The organism is Brevibacillus invocatus (assembly GCF_003710915.1).
Lineage (GTDB): Bacteria > Bacillota > Bacilli > Brevibacillales > Brevibacillaceae > Brevibacillus > Brevibacillus invocatus.
Map to the genome: position 1 here is coordinate 32,479 of NZ_RHHR01000035.1, position 19,323 is coordinate 51,801.

A 19,323-nucleotide genomic window follows, 5' to 3' on the forward strand; every position below is an offset into this window, starting at 1 on the left:
TGGCAATGCCACGTTCTCACGTACAGGAAGGTATAGCCTGCATGATACGGCATTCCTGTCAAGAGCGCAAGCGGTTTTCACATCGGATGGAGAAGTGTCGCCGTTAATAAACTTTTCACAATTACTCGTAGCCCTTTCGGGACATAATGTTATAATGATAGTGAAATTTATACATGGAACGACAAAGCAGGTCATTCTGGGAGGATATTATGGATATACTTTTGCTGGGACTTAACTATAAAACGGCACCGGTTGAAATTCGCGAAAAATTTACTTTTAGCGACGATGGCACCGCACGTGCTCTTCATCTCCTCTCCCAGACGAAGAGTATCGCTGAATGTATCATTATCGGTACGTGCAACCGCACTGAGATCTATGTGGTATGTGACCAGGCCAATATTGGACGGGATTATACGCTGCGCTTTCTCGCAGAGTGGTTTGGCGTGGAAAAAGAGTCTTTCAAGGAACATCTCTATATAAAAGAACAAGAGCAAGCCATCGAGCATTTGCTTCGCGTATCGGCTGGTCTGGATTCGATGGTCATGGGAGAAACGCAGATTCTCGGTCAGGTGCGGGATGCTTTTCTGCTTGCCCAAAAATTGGAGACCACGGGAACGGTTTTTAATACGTTATTCAAACAAGCAATTACATTCGCCAAGCGGGCGCATACCGAGACAGCAATCGGACAGAATGCAGTCTCTGTCAGCTATGCTGCGATCGAGCTGGGCAAGAAGATCTTCGGTACCTTCTCGGGCAAAACCGTCCTGATCATCGGTGCGGGCAAGATGAGCGAGCTGACTGTGAAGCACTTGCATGCCAACGGAGCTGCCAAGGTGATCGTTGCGAACCGGACGCTGGAGCGCGCACAGCTGCTCGCACAGAAGTTCAAAGGGGACGCCTGTACGATGGAGCAGCTGCCACAGGCACTGCTCGCAGCTGACGTCGTCATCAGTTCTACCGGAGCGGCTGGCTATGTGCTCGGAAAAAGAGAACTGACTTCGATCATGAAACAGCGAAAGCACCGCCCTTTGTTCATGGTAGACATCGCCGTTCCACGCGACTTGAACCCGGATCTGCACGACCTGGACAATGTCTATCTGTACGATATCGACGATCTGGAAGGAATCGTGGCAAGCAACGTGGCTGAACGCTCTCGCGAAGCAGAACGCCTGGATGTCATGATCGAAGAAGAGATTGTGGCTTTTACCAACTGGTACCAGACGTTGGGTGTGGCGCCATTGATTGCTGCATTGCGTGAAAAAGCATTGGGCATTCACGGAGAAGCGATGCGCAAGATCGAAAACAAGCTGCCGCAATTGAGTGAGCGGGAAATGCATATCATCCGCAAAACGACCAAAGGGATTGTCAATCAGCTCATGCACGATCCGGTTGTGCGCTTGAAAGAGATGGCAGCCAATAAAAAAGGAGACGATGTGCTGGATATTTTCACGACGATGTTCGCCCTTGAGGAAATTCTGACTCGTACGGAGAAGGAAGCTACCTGGGCTAGCGAGAAGAAAAAACAGCTGACTTCCCCGGAGAAGATCCTCGTCTCCCGAGATTCATAATGAGTATTTCGTGATAGAAACTTGAAAGAGAAAGAGGGGAGGGCGTACATGGCTGATGTGAGATGGATCTATGATCTGACCATCTTTCTCTATGCTGCGAGTGTTCTCTTCTATTTTAACGACTTCTTGCAAAGCAATCGGAAAGTCAATCGTTTGGCTTTCGGGTTGCTTGCTGTCGTTTGGGCCTTGCAAACCGCATTTTTTGTCTCGCAAACCATGGCCAAAGCCTATTTTCCTGTCATCACCTTGTTTGAGACGCTCTTTTTTTACTCATGGGTACTGGTGAGCCTTTCGCTTGCCATCCACTATTTTTTTCGCATTGATTTACTGGTTTTTTTTACTAATATCATCGGATTTGTCGTACTGGTCATGTCCATGTTTTTGCCGGAGACACCGATTACAGCCGTCTCCCATATCTTGACCTCGGAGCTACTCTTGACGCATGTGACGCTGGCGATGTTCAGCTATGGGGCATTTTCACTCTCGATGGTGTTTTCCGTCATGTACCTGTTTCAGCACAAGATGTTAAAGGAACGAAAATGGACTCCCTTGCTGCGCAGGCTGCCGAGCTTGGACCAACTGGAGGCCTATGCATACCGGATGAATATGCTGGGCGTCCCGATGCTCCTCTTGTCCATTGTTCTGGGGATTATATGGGGGAAAATGGTTCTGCCTGAAAAATTCCTGCTAGACGCCAAGGTGTTTTTGTCCATACTGCTAGTGGCAGTCTATTCTTTCTGGCTGTATAAACGATACCGCGATACGTGGCAAATGCGAAGGCTGGCACAGATGAACATTTTGGCATTCGCTCTCTTACTAATCAATTTTTTCGGAACGAATACATCTAATTTTCACAGCTGGTGGTAGCGGCTGTCTGAGGAGGCAATCATGAAGAACTGGAAAGTGGGAACGCGCCGCAGCCGTTTGGCGCTGACTCAAACGAATTGGGTAGTGGAACAACTGCAAAAGCTGGAGCCAGAAGCGAGCTTTGAGCTGCATGAAATCGTGACCAAGGGTGATCAGATTCTGGATGTCATGCTATCCAAAGTAGGAGGCAAAGGACTGTTCGTCAAGGAAATCGAGCAATCTCTCTACGACAAGGAAACAGATTTTGCAGTTCACAGCTTGAAGGACATGCCTGCTGAACTCCCAGAGGGCTTAGTCATTGGCGCTATTCCAAAGCGCGTTGATCCAAGAGACGTGCTCCTCTCCAAGGATGGCAAGACATTGGATGAACTCCCAGAGGGTGCTCTGGTAGGAACCAGCAGTCTTCGTCGTGCTGCACAGCTTTTGGCGTATCGTCCGGATATCCAGATCGAATCCGTCCGCGGAAATATTGATACGCGGATGCGCAAGCTGCACGAAGGAAATTTTGACGCCATCATTCTGGCTGCCGCTGGATTGGAGCGGGTTCAATTTGAGGGCGAAATCGCCCAGTTTTTGCCTGTGGAGATCAGTCTTCCGGCTGTCGGCCAAGGAGCTTTGGCTATCGAATGTCGTGCCGACGACGAGGAAACTCTCGCTTTGCTGCGCCGCTTGGATGATGAGCCGACCCGTCTGGCTGTGACCGCTGAGCGCACCTTCCTGCACAAACTGCAGGGTGGCTGCCAAGTGCCGATCGGTGCATACGCAACGGTAGAAGATGGAGAGATTCATCTGACTGCGATGGTTGGCTCTCCGGATGGAAAGCTAATCTGCAAGAGCACCGCTTCTGGTCGCGATCCTGTAGCCATAGGCTTGCAGGTATCGGAGGCCGTCCTGGCTCAGGGTGCAGCAGATATCCTGGCAAAAGTGCTGCAGGAGAACGAAAAATGATGAGCGGCGAAGCCTACGCCAAAACCAGTGCGAGCAAGCCACTGACTGGCAAATGTGTTATGGTGACACGCGAGCGAAGTCAGGCGCGAGAATTGGTTGAACAAATAGAGGCATTGGGAGGAGAAGCGTTTGCTTTTCCTCTCTTGAAAATGATCCCGCCGCTCGATTACAAACAGCTGGATGAGGCCATTCGTACGCTCGATACCTACGACTGGCTGATCTTCACTAGTGTGAACGGCGTCCGTTTCTTTTGCGAGCGTATGGACGGATTAGGAGTAGCGGTGCAGGATTACGCTGGTCGTGTGGCGGCAGTTGGCCCCAAGACAGCGGCTGCTCTGGAAGAACGAGGGCTTTTGGTAGAGGTGATCCCTTCTGATTTTGTGGCAGAGGGATTGTTGACCAGCTTGCAGACCGCGCTTCTCGCAGGCCAGCGAGTCCTGCTGCCGCGAGCTGATATCGCCCGCAAGCTATTGCCAGAAAAGCTTCGGAAAATGGGCATGGATGTCACGGAAGTCGATGTGTATCAGACGGTGATCGATGCTGATATGGCACCTCAAGCTGCTGAGCGTTTACAGCGCGGGGAGATTGATGCGATCCTGTTTACAAGCTCGTCGACAGTCAGCCATTTTGTACAAGCGATGTCTTCATGGATCACACCCACGTGGCTCGATCGCGTCCATATCGCCTGTATCGGCCCGATTACCGCGCAGACAGCACAAAAGCTGGGGTTGCAGGTGAATGTTGTGGCACAGGAGTATACAATAGATGGATTACTGGATGCATTACTGAAGAATCTGGGAGGGGAATCTCATGACAAGCAAATTTGATCGTCATCGCCGATTGCGCAGCAGCGCAGCCATGCGCAACCTAGTTCGGGAAAATCACGTACATATTGAGGATTTGATCTACCCGCTTTTTGTAGTAGAAGGCAGCAATATTAAAGAAGAAATCCCTTCGATGCCAGGCGTTTATCATTTTTCCCTGGACATGCTGGCAGAGGAAATGAAGGAGATTGTCGCGGCAGGTATTCAATCCGTTCTGATGTTTGGTGTACCAGAATTCAAGGATGCATGCGGTTCTGAAGCATACAACGATCAAGCGATTACCCAACAGGCCATTCGCCAAATCAAGGAATCCTATCCGGAAATGATCGTCATTGCAGATACCTGTCTGTGTCAGTACACGGATCACGGGCATTGCGGTGTGTTGCACGAGGGAGAAGTCGTCAACGATGAAACCTTGAAATTACTGGCGGCTACAGCCGTATCACAAGCAAAAGCAGGTGCAGACATCATCGCGCCTTCCAACATGATGGACGGATTTGTGATCGCCATTCGCGAAGGCTTGGACGAAGCTGGATTTGCCCATATTCCAATCATGTCTTACGCAGTGAAGTACGCATCTTCTTTCTACGGTCCATTCCGTGATGCCGCTCACTCGACACCACAGTCTGGTGATCGCAAAAGCTACCAGATGGACCCGGCCAATGCACGTGAGGGACTTCTGGAGGCAGCATCCGACGTCCGGGAAGGTGCCGACTTCCTGATTGTAAAACCAGCTCTGGCATTCATGGACATGGTCCTTCGCCTGCGCGAGAACTTCCATGTGCCGATCGTGGCGTACAACGTGAGTGCGGAGTATTCGATGGTGAAAGCGGCAGCGGCGAATGGCTGGATCGATGAAGAACGGATCGTAATGGAAACACTGGTAGGCTTCAAGCGCGCAGGCGCTGACCTGATCATTACGTATCATGCCAAAGACGTGGCAAAATGGCTGACGAGGTGAGCAAAATGAACAGAGAGAACTCGACGAAGTTTTTTGAAGAAGCGCAGCATTATATACCTGGTGGTGTAAACTCGCCTGTGCGTGCTTTCAAAAGCGTGGGTGGCAACCCGGTATACATAGCCAAAGGGGAAGGCTCCCGAATCTTCGATGTGGATGGAAACAGCTACATCGATTACATCGGATCATGGGGTCCGTTGATTTTGGGCCACGCTCATCCAAAAGTACTGTCTGCCATTACAGAAGTGGCAGCATTGGGTACGAGCTTTGGTGCACCGACCGAGCGGGAAACCGTGATGGCCAAGCTGGTTTGCGAGCTGGTGCCATCCGTTGAGGTTGTGCGGATGGTCAATTCCGGTACAGAGGCGACGATGAGTGCACTTCGCCTGGCTCGCGGCTATACCAAGCGCAACAAAATCATGAAGTTCGAAGGCTGCTACCATGGTCATGCGGACAGTCTTTTGATCAAAGCGGGTTCAGGTGTAGCTACGCTCGGTTTGCCTGATAGCCCGGGTGTACCAGAAGGAACAGCACTCAATACGATTACAGTACCGTACAACGATCTGGAAAGTGTAAAGCTGGCGTTCGAAAACTACGGTGACGATCTGGCTGCCGTTATCGTCGAACCCGTAGGCGGCAATATGGGTGTCGTCCCTCCGTTGCCTGGCTTCCTGGAAGGCTTGCGTCAGATTACCGAGCAATACGGTACTCTCTTGATCTTTGACGAGGTCATGACCGGCTTCCGCGTTGCTTTGGGTGGTGCACAAAAGCGTTTCGGCATTACACCAGACCTGACTACGATGGGGAAAGTTATCGGCGGCGGCTTGCCAGTTGGCGCTTACGGCGGTAAACGGGAAATCATGCAACAGATCGCGCCTGCAGGTCCGATCTATCAGGCAGGTACGCTTTCGGGTAACCCGTTGGCGATGGCAGCAGGACTGGCGACTCTTCAGGAATTGTCCACACCGGGTGCTTACGAGCAGCTGGAAAAGATGTCCAAGCGTCTGGGTGAAGGTCTCGCCGAGAACGCAAGCAAACTCGGCATTCCACATACACTGAACCGTGTTGGATCGATGGTTTGCCTGTTCTTCACAGATACGCCTGTCATCAATTACGAGACTGCGAAAACCTCGGATCTGGAGCGTTTCTCCTCATACTTCAGTCATTTGCTGGACGATGGCATCATGATTCCGCCATCCCAGTTTGAAGGCATGTTTGTATCACTCGCTCATACAGAGGAAGACATCGAGCGTACGATTGAGGCAAGCTACCGGGCCATGCAAAAACTGTAAGAACGAAACCCCCTTTGAAAAAGGGGGTTTTCCTGTTTTCTTGTTTGCGCAATGTTTTAAACAGAGGTTTCATTTCCTCTTACAGGATTTGTCTGTATTTGTTAAGAATATGGTAAAGTGTGGATAAAAAGTCGATAACAAAGGAGACATCGTGATGGAGGGAATGGTAGTCCAAGTACCGCAAAAACATTTTATTGGCATGAGCTTTTCAGGACCTTTTCAGACACTGGTGGAAGGGATGACCGAACATTGGGGGAAATTTGTCGCTCGACAGCAAGAGATACCGCTCGTGATTCACCCCGATGTCCGATACGACATCAGTGATGAAAATGCCAAGTATCGCATGTATACCGAATATGTGGCAGTGGAAGTCGAGGGCTTTGAAAGAATCCCGGAAAGAATGGTAGCTTTCACGATCCCCGCCAGGACATACGCTCGTTTCACCCATGTCGGCCCCATGTCTACGGTAAAAGATACATACACACAGCTGTTTCAATGGTTGGCACAGCAGGGACTGGAAATGGACGAAACGGCATTGCGCATGGAGCGTTATGATGCTCAGTACATCCCGTCCATGCACGCACCGGATCGCCCCGAAAATACATACCAAATCTTTATACCGCTGAAGGAAGTCTAGCTGTTCATCGCCCAACCGAGGTGAGGAAGGTCTGCATGGCTTTTATGACACCCTGCAAGCAGACTCTCCTGAATATGTACCATGTGGTGTAACACCTCCTATGAGCGAATGGCCATCATCCACAACGTCCTCCGGCAATTGCCATCCGGTGAGATCGCTGGATTTGGCGGTGGGTGGGCAATTTTTCTCTGTCGCGTTGGCGTGGTTTACCAGTTCTTGACGAAAGAAGAAGCGTGGGTGATCAACTTGGAGGCAGCCCGACACGTGCAGGAGCATCATGACAGCTGGCAGAATTATTTCATCGGCTTTGCAGCAGGGAGTCAGTTTCACTTGTCGGATCGTCGATGGAAGAAATGCATCCCGGTCATGAACCGGGTGAGCACGATACTGGGCAGAAGCACGTTGGGTTGGAACAGAGCAGCGTGGGTTCAGGATTTGCTGCCGGATAAGGAAAAGCACCTCCCCAAGCAGGAGAGTATCTCTGTTTGACAGGTAAATACTGAAAAGAAAGCCAAGCGTACGCAGAAAAGCGATGCTTGGCTCATTTTTATTTATACGGCTTTACGCCCAACAAGGTATCCAGACCGACGATTTCGAAGCCTTGCTGTTGAAGCTCGGAAATGATCATCGGAACCGCGTTGGCTGTCTCGCTTTTGTCTTCATTGGAGTGCATCAGGATAATGTCGCCATTCCGTACGTTGTCCATCACGTTCTTGCGGATATTTTCGGCTTCCTTTTGAGACCAATCCAGTGTGTCGATAGACCAGAGAATAATGGTGTCCCCGTTTTGCTTGGCCGCTTTCACGACCTGTTCATCTGTCTCGCCAAAAGGAGGACGCAGGAGAGCAGGCTTTTTGCCAATAACCTGCTCGATTTCGTTCTCCGTCTGGATAAGATCGGCTGCTATGCCTTGCAGGTTTTTGGTTGTTAAATCTTCGTGCAAATAGCTGTGACCCAGAACAAGATGACCGCTCTTTTCGGCGAGCTGTACGACCTCCGGATTTTCCTTCACTCTGCTGCCGACGAAGAAGAAGCTTCCTTTTACCCCGTACTGGTCCAGCGTGCGGATGATCGCGGGTGTGACAGTAGCATCGGGACCGTCGTCAAAGGTTAAGGCAACCTGCTTTTTATTCGGGCCATTGATGTACACTTCGTCACGATGCTTGCTTGCAAATTGCCGAATCTCGTTTCTCCATCGGTCCATGTTTTGTTTCGCTTTCGTGGATAGCTGGTTGGATTCACCTTTGATAGCCAGATCGTAAGTCTCGGGGATCGATGCCGATGGGTCAGCTCCTTGATCAGCCGAAGCAAGCAAGGATACGTGGTCTACTCTGCCTCTTTCATCGGAGAGGATGAAGCGAAGGGACAATGATTCGTCAAGGCTGTAGGAGAGAACGGTTTCATTCGGCAGTTTTCTGATATGCTCCGCTTCGCCGAGCATATCCATGATCTGGTCCCGGGAGATTCTTTGCAGATCGGGATGAGCGGAACGAAGATCGACTAGATGCTTCCGATCCTGATAGCCGATCGTTACCCGCTGCTTCTCATAGACGGCATACCAGATCCCTCCTACTTGATCCAGCTTGTCAGGTTGGCCCCAAGCTTGCTCTACTTCGTCCATGGTCGTTTTGGTAACCACAAAGGAAGTATGCGGGATTTTCCCATCCCGTGCCAGGTCGATCAAAACCGCAAGCTCGAACGGGTTCTTTTCGGCTGGTGGTGTTTGCGGCAAAGGCTCTTCACTCTGGGCTACAGGAGGAGCTTGTGCCGATTCGTTTTCGGTGCTAAAAGGAGAACACGCTGTGAGCAGCAATGCCAGAATTACGGTTTTGGTTGTGTTGGTTTGTCGTTTCAACCTGTGTACCTTCTCTCTCAGGTAGTCAGTGGTGCTTTGCTACTAGTATGGACGAAATAAGGGCCAGAAGGTTGCATGCTTTCGATAAACTGGAAGGTATGGGACAGGCAAAAAGAGAATGGAATTAAAAATCAGCTATCAAGTCAGGAGGTGAAAGGATGACAACGAATCTCTACTTCGTTCGCCATGCCCATTCAGTCTACTCACCGGATGAATATCATCGGCCACTCTCCGAACAAGGGCTGCATGACGCACAAAGGGTAACTGAAATCCTGAAAAGGGAGAACATCGATCACGTGCTTTCGAGTCCTTACAGGCGAGCGATTCAAACGGTGGAAGGAATAAGCGATTATCTGGAGACAGAAGTGGTGATCATGGAGGATTTCAAGGAAAGAGTCTTGGCGGATCAGCAGATCGCTCATTTTGATGAAGCTGTTCTGAAGGCTGTTGAGCGACTCTGGGATCAGCCATAGGATACAGGTTTAGGTTTTAGCGGCTCCGGGCAAGACTTTGACAAAGACGGAAAGAAAGGGATGAGCATATGAAAAAACGGATTCAGTTAAGAAATGGAAAACGCATCGCCTATGAGGAAGAAGGGACTGGAGGGACCCCCATTGTTTTGCTGCATGGCTTTTGCGGAAGCAGTGCGTATTGGAACCGGGTGTTGCCTCTTCTCGGTAAAACCCGTCATGTCATCGCTGTGGATCTGGCAGGCCACGGGGATAGCTCAGCACCAGAACCGAATGAAGCCTATACGATTGAGAAATTCGCGGAGGAGCTCTCCATGCTGGTGGAGGAGTGGGGTTTTGAACGTATTCATCTCTTCGGCCATTCATTGGGAGGCTATGTTGCCCTGGCATTTGCCGAACAGTATGCAGACAAGCTGCAGAGCTTTGGTCTGATTCACTCCACGCCCTTTCCAGATGACGAGGCAGCCCAGCAAAATCGCAACAAAGGGGCAGAGAGCATCCGCAGCAACGGAATAGAGCCGTTCATCAAGGCATTGGTTCCCAAGCTGTTTGCGCCAGAGAACCTGAAGTCCATGCCCGATCAGGTTGCTTTAGCCAAAGAAATCGGACTGGCTACCGATCCAAACGGGGCCATCCAAACTCTCCGGGCCATGAGGGATCGCAAGGATCGGCTGCACGTTTTGCAAGAATCCCAGCTCCCTGTGTTGTTGCTGGCAGGTGACCAGGATCAAGTCATTGCACCAGCCAAGACCTTTGTGGTAGAAAAGGCACAGGTCCAGCAAGTGCTGCTGCCAAATGTGGGGCACATGGGCATGCTGGAGGCTCCTCAGGATTTAGTCGATGCGATGGTGAAGTTTGTCGAGTCACTTTAGAATCCTTTACAATCATTCATTTTCTAGTACATTTATCCAATCTATCAGCCAAAATTTAATAATTTTTGATATAATGGTCACGAGTTTGGACAAATAGATACATAGTTGAGAGGGGAAATTTGCGATGAAAAAAGCACGTCGTATTACGATGACTGCATTCGCTTCAGTTGTCTTTGCCTCGATGATGGCAACATCCGCTTTTGCTGCACCGCTGCATCCTGTTCAGCACGCTGACTGGATGGCAAAAAAATCGATCATTTCAGCGGGTCAAAATGGGGATTTAGCCCTGGAACGCAATGTTACATTGGCTGAAGCACTGGTTGTTTTCGCGAAGCTGAAAGAAACTGAGCTGACAGCTGCAGCAGCTGGAGCACATTGGTCCACTCCATATCTGAACTGGGCAAAAGCAGAAGGGGCAGTCAGCGACGCAGATACCGCCAACCCTTCACAAGCTGTTTCTGCTGCCAAACTGGTTGCAATCGCTGAAAAACTGGGATACAGCATGAGCCTCGACGAAAAAGCACAGGTAACACGCGGCGAGTTCTTCCAGGCGTTGGGAGATGCAGCTACCACCCAAATTACCATCGCGCACACCAATGACGTGCATGGTCACATTCAAGAAGATAAAGGACAAAAGGAATATGGCTACGCCAAGATCGCTACCTTGATCAATGAATGGCGCGCAGAAAATGATAACTTCCTGCTTCTCGATGCAGGAGACACTTTCCAGGGAACCATTTTCGTGAACCAGTTCAAAGGGGAATCCATCGTTCCGATTCTCAACCACCTCGACTACAGCGTGATGGCTGCTGGAAACCACGAGTTTGACTTTGGCTACGAGCAATTGCTGAAGCTGCGTGATGCATTGGATCATCCCGTAATCTCTGCGAACGTGTTCAAAGCAGACGGTGAAGAACTGCTGGTTCCTACCTTCAAGGCTGAGATCGGCGGCAAAAAGTTTGCCTTCCTGGGCTTTGTAGCAGAGGATACACCAATCCTGACACACCCTGACAACGTAAAAGGACTTACCTTCAAAAGTCCTGTAGAGGTTGCCAAGGCTGTCGTTCCTGAACTGAAAAAAGAAGTGGATCACGTGGTAGTCGTTTCCCACATCGGAATTAACGTCGACCGTGAGATCGCCGAAAATGTGGAAGGAATCGACCTGATCGTCGGCGGACACTCCCATACGCCACTGCGTACTCCAGAAGTCGTCAATGGAACCTATATCGTACAGGACTGGGAGTACGGCAAATCTTTGGGCCGTGCTGACCTCTACTACCTGGATAATGAATTGGTTGCCTTCAGCGGCGGATTGAAAGAATACGATGAGACTGTCGTAGCGGATCCGGAAATCGATAAAATGGTGAAGGACATCGTCACGCAAATCGACACAGTCATGAACGTGGTGATTGCCAAATCCGAAGTTCCACTGGATGGCGACCGCAATCTGGTCCGTAAGAAAGAAACCAACGTGGGCAACCTGATTACCGATATTATGCTGGAGCGTACGCAAAGCATCGCTGGGTATGAAGCGGATGTAGCAGTGGCGAATGGCGGCGGTATCCGCACACAGCTCGAAGCAGGAGACATTACGAAGAAAAACCTGTATACTTTGCTGCCGTTTGAAAACAACACTTTATCAGTAATTGAAGTTACAGGGGCAGAATTGAAACAGGTCTTGGAACATGGAGTGAGTGATGTGGAAAACGGCGCAGGCCGCTTCCCGCAAATCAGTGGAATGAGCTTTACCTACAGCAAGAGCAAACCGGTGGGGGAGCGCGTTCTCGAAGTTAAGGTAGGCGACGCTCCACTTGATCTTGAGAAAACCTACAAGCTGGCGACCATTGACTTCTTGGCTGCTGGGGGAGATGGGTTTGAAATGCTGAAAGAAAAACCATTCTTCAACTCAGGTTTGTCTATGTACAGCGTGGTTGAGGCAGGACTGATCGAGCGTAAAGTCGTCAATCCGCAGGTTGAAGGACGTATTGTTGAAGTAGAATAGACGTTTTGCGACACAAAGACAGGGGACGAGCATTCATTCCCTGTCTTTTTTTCATTCAGGAACAATAATATTTAGTACCTTGTATTGTATAATAGTAATCTGGTAGAATTTTCTGGGTGATGCACAATGAATGTTCAGTTTAAAAAAGGTGTCCTGGAGCTGTGCGTGCTGGCGTTAGCCGCGTATCAGGACAGATACGGGTATGAACTGGTTGCGAGCATTTCTGAAAAGTTCCATATTTCCGAAGGGAGCGTTTATCCCTTGCTGCGACGTCTTACACAGGAAGGCTTGTTTGTTACGTACCTGGCAGAATCTCAGGAAGGCCCGCCTCGCAAGTACTATCGGCTGACAGAGCGAGGACGTATCTATATGAACGATCTGATCCTGGAATGGCATGTGTTCAGCCGTGGAGTGAATCAGATCATCGAGGAGGGACTTGGGTATGACGAGGCGTGAGTTTATCGAAGAATTGAACGCCTTGCTGGCGGATTTGCCTGACAAGGATCGCTTGGACATCCTTTCTGATTATACGGAGCATTTTTTGATCGGGTTCGAGAAGGGGAAAAGTGAACACGAAATCGCTGAGCAGTTAGGGAGCCCGAAAACAGTAGCCAGAGAAGTATGGGCTGGGTATCGTATTCATCAAGCCCAGACAGATGCCTCCATTGGAAATATCAGCCGGGCGATTCTGGCCACCGTTAGCCTTGGTTTTTTCAATATTGTTTTTGTACTAGGGCCGTTCATGGCATTGATTGGGGTACTCATCGCGTTTTATTCCGTAGCCATCACGCTCTTGTTTGTTCCGTTTGCCTTTGCGTTCTTTCCTCCGTTACTGGCCGACATTTCTGAGAATCGACTTCTCATGCTGTTCGGATGCTTGACCTCAGTCGGTTTGGGGGGCATGCTGTTTATTTGGCTGCTGCGCTTGACGGTTTGGCTCTATCGACAGTTTTTGCGGTATCTCCAATTCAATGTTCAGATGATCAGGGGGAAATAAGATGACCCGATGGTTAAAAAGATTGTTCCGATTCTTTTTGCTCGTATTTATCGTCGGCGCAGTAGGTTTGATCTGGCTGTTATCACAAAGGGATACACTGATCGAGGCGGGGACGGCAATCGATGAGCAGCGAACGATTGAACAAGCGGTAAAAGGGGTAGAAATCGCGACCAGCAGGGTAGATGTCAAAGTCATGTACAGCAATATCCCTACAGTTCGTATCGGATTAGTGGGCAAGGTGTCGGAAGAGCAGAGAAAGCAAATTCAATTGCAAAGCGAAGTGAAGGCTGATGGAAGCTTGCAGGTGAAGGTGATCGAACAGCAGGGTGCCAATCTGTTTTTCATGGGACGCAGCTGGCTTCAACTGCAGGTATTGCTACCCGAAACGGATGACTCCTATGATCGCTTGCAAGTAAAAACCGATACCGGTGATGTGAGCATTCATACCGTATCAGCCAAGGAGGGCAAAGTCTTCTCCAGCACGGGAGATATTGATTTGCTCGGATTTCACGGAGACACCTTGGAAGTCAAGACCGAAACAGGCGACATTAATCTAATAGATACGCAGGCAGCCATGCAACTGACGAGCACGACAGGTGATGTGGATGTCCTGAATGTACCTGAGCTGCTGCACGCATTAAAAGTAAGCACGGAGACTGGCGATGTTCAGATCACGTTTGCCAAACAACCAGCCGCGGTTGATTTGGACCTGGAGGCGCCGATTGGGGATATTGAAGTAGGTTGGACAAAAGGTTCCTATAGCGTGGGAGGACCGACTCTTTCGGTGAAATCCTCAACGGGAGATATTCGGATTCAATAGACAAAGTTTGGCAAGAATAATGGAATAGGTTGGGAAAAGGTGAAACGATAAGATTTTGACACAAAAAAGAGCGTTTTTGTCGAAACTCAATGGTATCATTAGGGTTGGGAAAGATTATTGTGCAAAGCGAGGTTTATTTCATGACCGCAAAACCATTTAACGATACGTTCTTAAAAGCTTGTCGAAAGGAAGCGACGGATCACGTACCAGTATGGTATATGCGTCAGGCTGGTCGTTATCAGCCTGAGTACCGGGCGATTCGCGCAAAACATACCTTTTTTGAAATGAATTACATACCGGAAGTGTGTGCGGAGGTTACCCGATTGCCTGTAGAGCAGTTGGGTGTCGATGCAGCGATTCTGTTTGCCGACATAATGACTCCGTTAAAGCCGATCGGCGTGGACGTAAATATCGAATCTGGCATCGGACCTGTCATCGCCAATCCAATCGAGTCCCTGGCCGACGTCGAGCGTTTGAGCGATTTGGACCCAGAGACACACGTCCCTTATATTCTGGAATCCATCAAGATTTTGCGTCAGCAGCTTTCTGTTCCGCTGATTGGCTTTGCAGGTGCTCCGTTTACATTGGCCAGCTACATGATCGAAGGTGGCCCGTCCAAGCATTATCACAAAACCAAATCCTTCATGTACACCGAACCAGTAGCATGGCAGGCATTGATGGATAAACTGGGAGACCTGACCATCACTTATCTGAAAGCACAAATTCGGGCGGGGGCTCAGGCAGTGCAAGTATTTGACTCCTGGGTAGGGGCTTTGAACGACGAAGATTACCGGACTTTCATTGCACCTGTCATGAACCGGATTTTCTCTGCACTTCGCCAGACGGATGTACCGACGATCTATTTCGGTGTAGGGACAGGACATCTTCTGCAAGAATGGAACCGCTTGCCTGTAGATGTAGTGGGACTCGACTGGCGCACTTCGATCACCACTGCACGTGAACTTGGAGTGACCAAGGCGCTGCAAGGTAACCTCGATCCGACACTGTTGCTGGCTCCATGGGAAAAGCTCGAGTCCAAAGCGCAAGAGATCCTGGCTGAGGGAACCAAGAAGCCTGGTTTCATCTTTAACCTGGGACATGGCGTGTTCCCAGACGCAAAAGTGGAGACACTGCAAAAATTGACCCAACTGATTCATAGCTACAAGACAGGGCAGTAATCAGGAGGTGCGTGAAGGATGTCTAAACAAAAAACGGGACTGCTGCTGATGGCGTATGGTACGCCACGCACGCCCGATGAAATCGAGCCTTACTATACGCATATTCGCCGTGGGCGCAAGCCGTCCCAGGAGCATCTCGACGATTTGGTCTCACGCTATGAAGCGGTAGGGGGATTGAACCGTTTTGCCGAAATTACGGACGAGCAGGTTCAAGAGCTGGAAAAAGAAATGAATAAGCGCTACCCGGATCGTGAATTTGCGGGCTACCTGGGGTTGAAGCATATCTCGCCATTCATTGAGGATGCAGTCGACAAAATGAAGCAGGATGGCGTAGAGGAAGCGATCAGCCTGGTGCTGGCCCCTCACTATTCAACTTACAGCGTCAAAGAGTACAACGGACGGGCTAAAGCGCATGCAGAAGCCATCGGCGGGCCGAACATTCGCAGCATCGAGAGCTGGTACCTGGAGCCTGGCTTCATCTCCTACTGGGTGAGTGTGATTCAAGAAGTCTTTGCATCCATGTCCGCTGCCGAACGAGAGAAGGCAGTCGTGATTTTTTCGGCACACAGCCTTCCGGAGAAGATACTTCACTCCGGCGATCCTTATCCACAGCAGCTCGAGGAAACTGCCAAGCTCATTGCAGAGCAAGCAGGCATAGCGAACTTTGCGATTGGTTGGCAAAGCGCTGGAAATACACCTGAGCCTTGGCTGGGGCCTGATGTACAGGACTTGACCAGAGAATTGCATGCCAAACACGGATACCAGGCATTTGTCTATTGTCCAGTCGGGTTTATTGCAGAGCATCTGGAAGTTTTGTATGACAACGATGTGGAATGTAAGTCAGTAACAGAAGAGTTGGGCGTGCACTACTACCGTCCTCCGATGCCGAATGCCAGACCAGCTTTTATCTCCAGTCTGGCGGATGCCATCGAGAAAAAGTTGGTAGACTAGGGGTTCGATCAAGATGAGTGAGACAACCTATCACATTACGATTATTGGTGGCGGCATCACAGGTCTGAGTGCCGCCTTTTATTTGCATCAGGAAATCGAGGCAAAGAACTTGCCTGTTCGCATTCAATTGATTGAGGAAGCAGATCGTTTGGGCGGCAAGATTAAAACCTGGAGACATGAGGGGTACGTCATCGAGCTTGGACCGGACTCCTTTCTGGAGCGAAAAGGAAGTGCGGCCCAATTGGCACGGGATTTGGGATTGCAGGATGAACTGGTGCGCAATAGTACTGGTCAATCTTATATTTATCACCAGGATCGCCTGCTCCCGATTCCAGAAGGTGCCGTCATGGGTGTACCGACGAAGCTCATGCCATTTGTGCGAACGGATCTGATCTCCTGGCCAGGAAAGCTCAGGGCGGCAGCCGATCTGTTTTTACCCGCATCCAAGGGGTACGAGGATCGCTCAGTCGGAGAATTTTTTCGACGCAGATTGGGCGACGAGGTGATTGAAAACCTGATCCAGCCGCTCCTGTCCGGCGTCTATTCGGGAGATATCGACAATCTCAGTCTATTGTCCAGCTTTCCGCAATACGCAAAAATGGAACAACAGCATCGCAGTCTGATTCTGGCGATGAAGCATTCCAGGCCACAGACAAAGGAACCGGGCAAACCCAAGGGAATCTTTCTTACGCTGAACAGCGGTTTGGAAACGCTCATCGAGGAAATGGAGAAGCGATTGCCGGCAGACGCTATCTGGAAAGGGACAGGCTTGGAGAAGCTGACAAAGCGTGAAAACGGAGGCTACATCCTGACGATGAAGGATGGACGTGTGGTGGAGACGGACGCTGTATTGCTGACGTTGCCGCATGCGATTACGGAGCCGCTGCTTCGCCCTTATGTTGAGACTCCGACACTTCCAAAGGCCAAACCGCATATGGTCGCAACGATCGCGATGGGTTTTCCCGAGGAGGCGTTGGATCAGCGCCTGAACGGCACGGGCTTTATCGTGCCACGCAACTCGGGAGCCAGAATCACGGCCTGCACCTGGGCGCATCGCAAGTGGCCGCATACGACGCCAAAAGGCAAAGCGTTATTGAGATGCTTTGTTGGAAGGGCAACTGAACAGTCCTTTATGAGCATGTCAGATGAAGAGATCGTTCAGATGGTCTTGCAGGATCTGCGCAAAATCATGACGATTGAACAAGAACCAGACTTTTATCGGGTGACCAGACTTCAAAATGCGATTCCGTACGTTGTCGGACATCAGGATTGGGTGAAGGAAGTTCGCGCCAAAGTAGAGGCAGCGCTGCCTGACGTTCACTTGGCCGGGGCTTCGTACAGTGGCGTAGGCGTACCGGATTGTATAGACCAAGGTAAAAAAGCGGTTCTAGATTTGCTGGCATCCATCCAACCGGGGAGATAATCCCCGGTTTTTTCGTTTATCAGGTGCTAAACGACTCGTCCCGTCCATATAGTATAGGGAAATGTCCTGCACCTGAAAGGAGGATCACGAATGGCATTACAGGATGGACTACTCTCGTTTACCATCAAGGAGACCATTTTCCTCTCATCTGATAGAGCCGGAATTGGCGAGCTGCAAGAGTTGGAGCTCGTTCCGGATGTAGAGGTATTGGAGAATCAGTCCTATGTCTCCATTACAGGCTGCCTGCAGCTGTTTGGGAAGTACGAGCCGATCAGAGAACCTGCTGAACCAACCAGCGGTGGAACGGAAACTCTGATCGAGGCGATGAACTTCTCGCCGTTTCGGCAGGTCGGAGGTGAACGATCTGTCTACGGCTGGGAAGAGCAGATCGGGCACCGGATTCCGCTCAACATTACCATTCCCGTAGAACGGATTGCAGAGATGGGAGATATCTACGCGGTCGTTGACAGTGTCGATTACAGGCTTGAATCTCCGCATCAAATGCTGGTAGAGGCGGAATTGAAGATCGCTGGAATTCAATTCACAAACCAGGCAGAATCAGAGCCCCAGAAAGAGATGGCTGTTCCGTACGCAGAAGGATATCATGCCGTACCCGCCAGCCAGGAAGATTCCTGGGAGTTTTCTCATGCGGCAGTTGAAGGGGATGATCTCCTGGAGGAGCCTTCCCTGGATGAAATTGAGCAAAAGCTGAGCGCATTGGAGCAAGAGATGGAAAGACAGGCACAGACAGTATCCTTTGAATCAGAGGAGTCGCCTTCCTTGTACGATGCACCTGCGATACCGGTTTCTTCCCATCAGACTTCGAGAACAGAGAGCTACGGGGAAGTGTCTGAGGAATCATTGGCCGAGTATGAATATGCACAAATAGAGTCCTGGCAGCATGTGGCACAAAGTCAAACACAGGATTTATCTGCCTACGAGCAAGTCCTGGCTCAGGAAGACTATGAAGAAAGATTGGCTGTCGACGGACCAAACAAGGAAAATGAAGAACTTGTCCTGGCGATCCATGAACCGCAAGAAGTGCAGGATGTAGATTTCACCTCAGTGTCCGTGGAGGAGCGAACATCGAGTGAATCTAACGACGAATCGTATGAAGAGTCGTATGAAAGCCAGTCTGTATTCGCCAATGAAGAGCAAGAAAGCCACGAACTTGCAGTCAATTCGGAAGAAGCGGTCGAAGATGAGGAATTGGCTGAAGCAGCCGAAGTGATGGCGAATGCAGATGTAGAAGAGCAGGAGGAAGAAGTCGAGGTACGAATCGCGATTTCAGGCAAGCCATCTAGAGAAGAAGCAGGCAACCTGAACATCACGTCAATCTTCTCAAATGCGAGCAGGGCGAAGCAGGATGCAGAATCGTTGCAAGCCGAATCGTCTTCCAGCTCCTCCAAGAAAGCATCGCTGCAGGAAGCCAACCCAAGTACACTGGAAGCCATGCAGAATTTGTCTTCCTTTGTTCGTAGTCGGGAAGAGAGAACCAGCCAGCTCAAGCTGTGCATCATTCAAAAGGAAGAAACGCTGGAGCTGATTTCACAGCGGTACTCATTACCCGTATCCAGGCTGGTGGAAGTAAACCGACTGACAACTGATCAGCTTGTGGCCGGGCAAATCCTGTACATTCCACAGTGAGGAGTGGAGGACTG

Annotated in this window: 19 protein-coding genes; 18 read left to right on the plus strand and 1 reads right to left on the minus strand. The window is 50.2% G+C overall.

Annotation, left to right across the window (positions count from 1 at the left end):
• Positions 1 to 209 precede the first annotated feature (209 nt).
• From hemA to EDM52_RS17845, 8 genes are all read left to right on the plus strand, one after another.
• Positions 210 to 1,568 carry a glutamyl-tRNA reductase gene (hemA, locus tag EDM52_RS17810; RefSeq protein ID WP_122910302.1) on the plus strand — a complete coding sequence of 453 codons (1,359 nt, stop codon included), beginning with the start codon at positions 210 to 212 and terminating at the stop codon, positions 1,566 to 1,568.
• A 48-nt stretch (positions 1,569 to 1,616) separates the two neighbouring features.
• Positions 1,617 to 2,435, plus strand: coding sequence for a cytochrome C assembly family protein (locus tag EDM52_RS17815; protein WP_122910303.1), 819 nt, complete (start codon positions 1,617 to 1,619; stop codon positions 2,433 to 2,435).
• A gap of 21 nt (positions 2,436 to 2,456) precedes the next feature.
• Positions 2,457 to 3,383 carry a hydroxymethylbilane synthase gene (gene hemC, locus EDM52_RS17820; protein ID WP_122910304.1) on the plus strand — a complete coding sequence of 309 codons (927 nt, stop codon included), beginning with the start codon at positions 2,457 to 2,459 and terminating at the stop codon, positions 3,381 to 3,383.
• Complete coding sequence (locus EDM52_RS17825; RefSeq protein ID WP_245997072.1) at positions 3,380 to 4,210, plus strand: uroporphyrinogen-III synthase; 831 nt, start codon at positions 3,380 to 3,382, stop codon at positions 4,208 to 4,210. The genes hemC and EDM52_RS17825 overlap by 4 nt, the downstream gene beginning before the upstream one ends.
• Positions 4,194 to 5,168, plus strand: a complete 975-nt coding sequence (gene hemB, locus EDM52_RS17830) for a porphobilinogen synthase (protein WP_122910305.1) — start codon at positions 4,194 to 4,196, stop codon at positions 5,166 to 5,168. The genes EDM52_RS17825 and hemB overlap by 17 nt, the downstream gene beginning before the upstream one ends.
• A gap of 5 nt (positions 5,169 to 5,173) precedes the next feature.
• Positions 5,174 to 6,457 carry a glutamate-1-semialdehyde 2,1-aminomutase gene (gene hemL / locus EDM52_RS17835; protein WP_122910306.1) on the plus strand — a complete coding sequence of 428 codons (1,284 nt, stop codon included), beginning with the start codon at positions 5,174 to 5,176 and terminating at the stop codon, positions 6,455 to 6,457.
• Between the two features lie 154 nt (positions 6,458 to 6,611).
• On the plus strand, positions 6,612 to 7,094 hold the full coding sequence (locus EDM52_RS17840; protein ID WP_122910307.1) for a GyrI-like domain-containing protein: 483 nt from the start codon (positions 6,612 to 6,614) through the stop codon (positions 7,092 to 7,094).
• 81 nt (positions 7,095 to 7,175) lie between these two features.
• Positions 7,176 to 7,583: a DUF1266 domain-containing protein gene (locus tag EDM52_RS17845; RefSeq protein WP_122910308.1), complete on the plus strand. Its 408-nt coding sequence runs from the start codon at positions 7,176 to 7,178 to the stop codon at positions 7,581 to 7,583.
• A gap of 58 nt (positions 7,584 to 7,641) precedes the next feature.
• On the opposite strand, the gene EDM52_RS17850 is transcribed toward EDM52_RS17845, so the two are convergent.
• Positions 7,642 to 8,949 carry a polysaccharide deacetylase family protein gene (locus EDM52_RS17850; RefSeq protein WP_122910309.1) on the minus strand — a complete coding sequence of 436 codons (1,308 nt, stop codon included), beginning with the start codon at positions 8,947 to 8,949 and terminating at the stop codon, positions 7,642 to 7,644.
• A 158-nt stretch (positions 8,950 to 9,107) separates the two neighbouring features.
• On the opposite strand from EDM52_RS17850, the gene EDM52_RS17855 reads away from it, so the two are divergent.
• From EDM52_RS17855 to EDM52_RS17900, 10 genes are all read left to right on the plus strand, one after another.
• Positions 9,108 to 9,422, plus strand: coding sequence for a histidine phosphatase family protein (locus tag EDM52_RS17855; protein ID WP_122910310.1), 315 nt, complete (start codon positions 9,108 to 9,110; stop codon positions 9,420 to 9,422).
• A 68-nt stretch (positions 9,423 to 9,490) separates the two neighbouring features.
• Positions 9,491 to 10,291: an alpha/beta fold hydrolase gene (locus EDM52_RS17860; RefSeq protein WP_122910311.1), complete on the plus strand. Its 801-nt coding sequence runs from the start codon at positions 9,491 to 9,493 to the stop codon at positions 10,289 to 10,291.
• A 124-nt stretch (positions 10,292 to 10,415) separates the two neighbouring features.
• The gene (locus EDM52_RS17865; protein WP_122910312.1) at positions 10,416 to 12,293 is read left to right on the plus strand and encodes a bifunctional metallophosphatase/5'-nucleotidase; all 1,878 of its coding nucleotides are present in this window, start codon (positions 10,416 to 10,418) and stop codon (positions 12,291 to 12,293) included.
• A gap of 126 nt (positions 12,294 to 12,419) precedes the next feature.
• The gene (locus EDM52_RS17870) at positions 12,420 to 12,749 is read left to right on the plus strand and encodes a PadR family transcriptional regulator (protein WP_122910313.1); all 330 of its coding nucleotides are present in this window, start codon (positions 12,420 to 12,422) and stop codon (positions 12,747 to 12,749) included.
• A complete protein-coding gene (locus EDM52_RS17875; RefSeq protein ID WP_122910314.1) occupies positions 12,736 to 13,290 on the plus strand; it encodes an HAAS signaling domain-containing protein in 555 nt (184 codons plus the stop codon). The genes EDM52_RS17870 and EDM52_RS17875 overlap by 14 nt, the downstream gene beginning before the upstream one ends.
• Position 13,291: 1 nt before the next feature.
• Positions 13,292 to 14,110 (plus strand): DUF4097 family beta strand repeat-containing protein, encoded by an 819-nt coding sequence (locus EDM52_RS17880; protein ID WP_122910315.1) that lies wholly within the window; start codon positions 13,292 to 13,294, stop codon positions 14,108 to 14,110.
• A gap of 140 nt (positions 14,111 to 14,250) precedes the next feature.
• Positions 14,251 to 15,288: a uroporphyrinogen decarboxylase gene (gene hemE / locus EDM52_RS17885; protein WP_122910316.1), complete on the plus strand. Its 1,038-nt coding sequence runs from the start codon at positions 14,251 to 14,253 to the stop codon at positions 15,286 to 15,288.
• 18 nt (positions 15,289 to 15,306) lie between these two features.
• A complete protein-coding gene (gene hemH / locus EDM52_RS17890; protein ID WP_122910317.1) occupies positions 15,307 to 16,239 on the plus strand; it encodes a ferrochelatase in 933 nt (310 codons plus the stop codon).
• Between the two features lie 13 nt (positions 16,240 to 16,252).
• Positions 16,253 to 17,662 (plus strand): protoporphyrinogen oxidase, encoded by a 1,410-nt coding sequence (hemY, locus tag EDM52_RS17895; RefSeq protein WP_122910318.1) that lies wholly within the window; start codon positions 16,253 to 16,255, stop codon positions 17,660 to 17,662.
• Positions 17,663 to 17,752: 90 nt separating this feature from the next.
• The gene (locus EDM52_RS17900) at positions 17,753 to 19,309 is read left to right on the plus strand and encodes a LysM peptidoglycan-binding domain-containing protein (RefSeq protein WP_122910319.1); all 1,557 of its coding nucleotides are present in this window, start codon (positions 17,753 to 17,755) and stop codon (positions 19,307 to 19,309) included.
• Positions 19,310 to 19,323 lie beyond the last annotated feature (14 nt).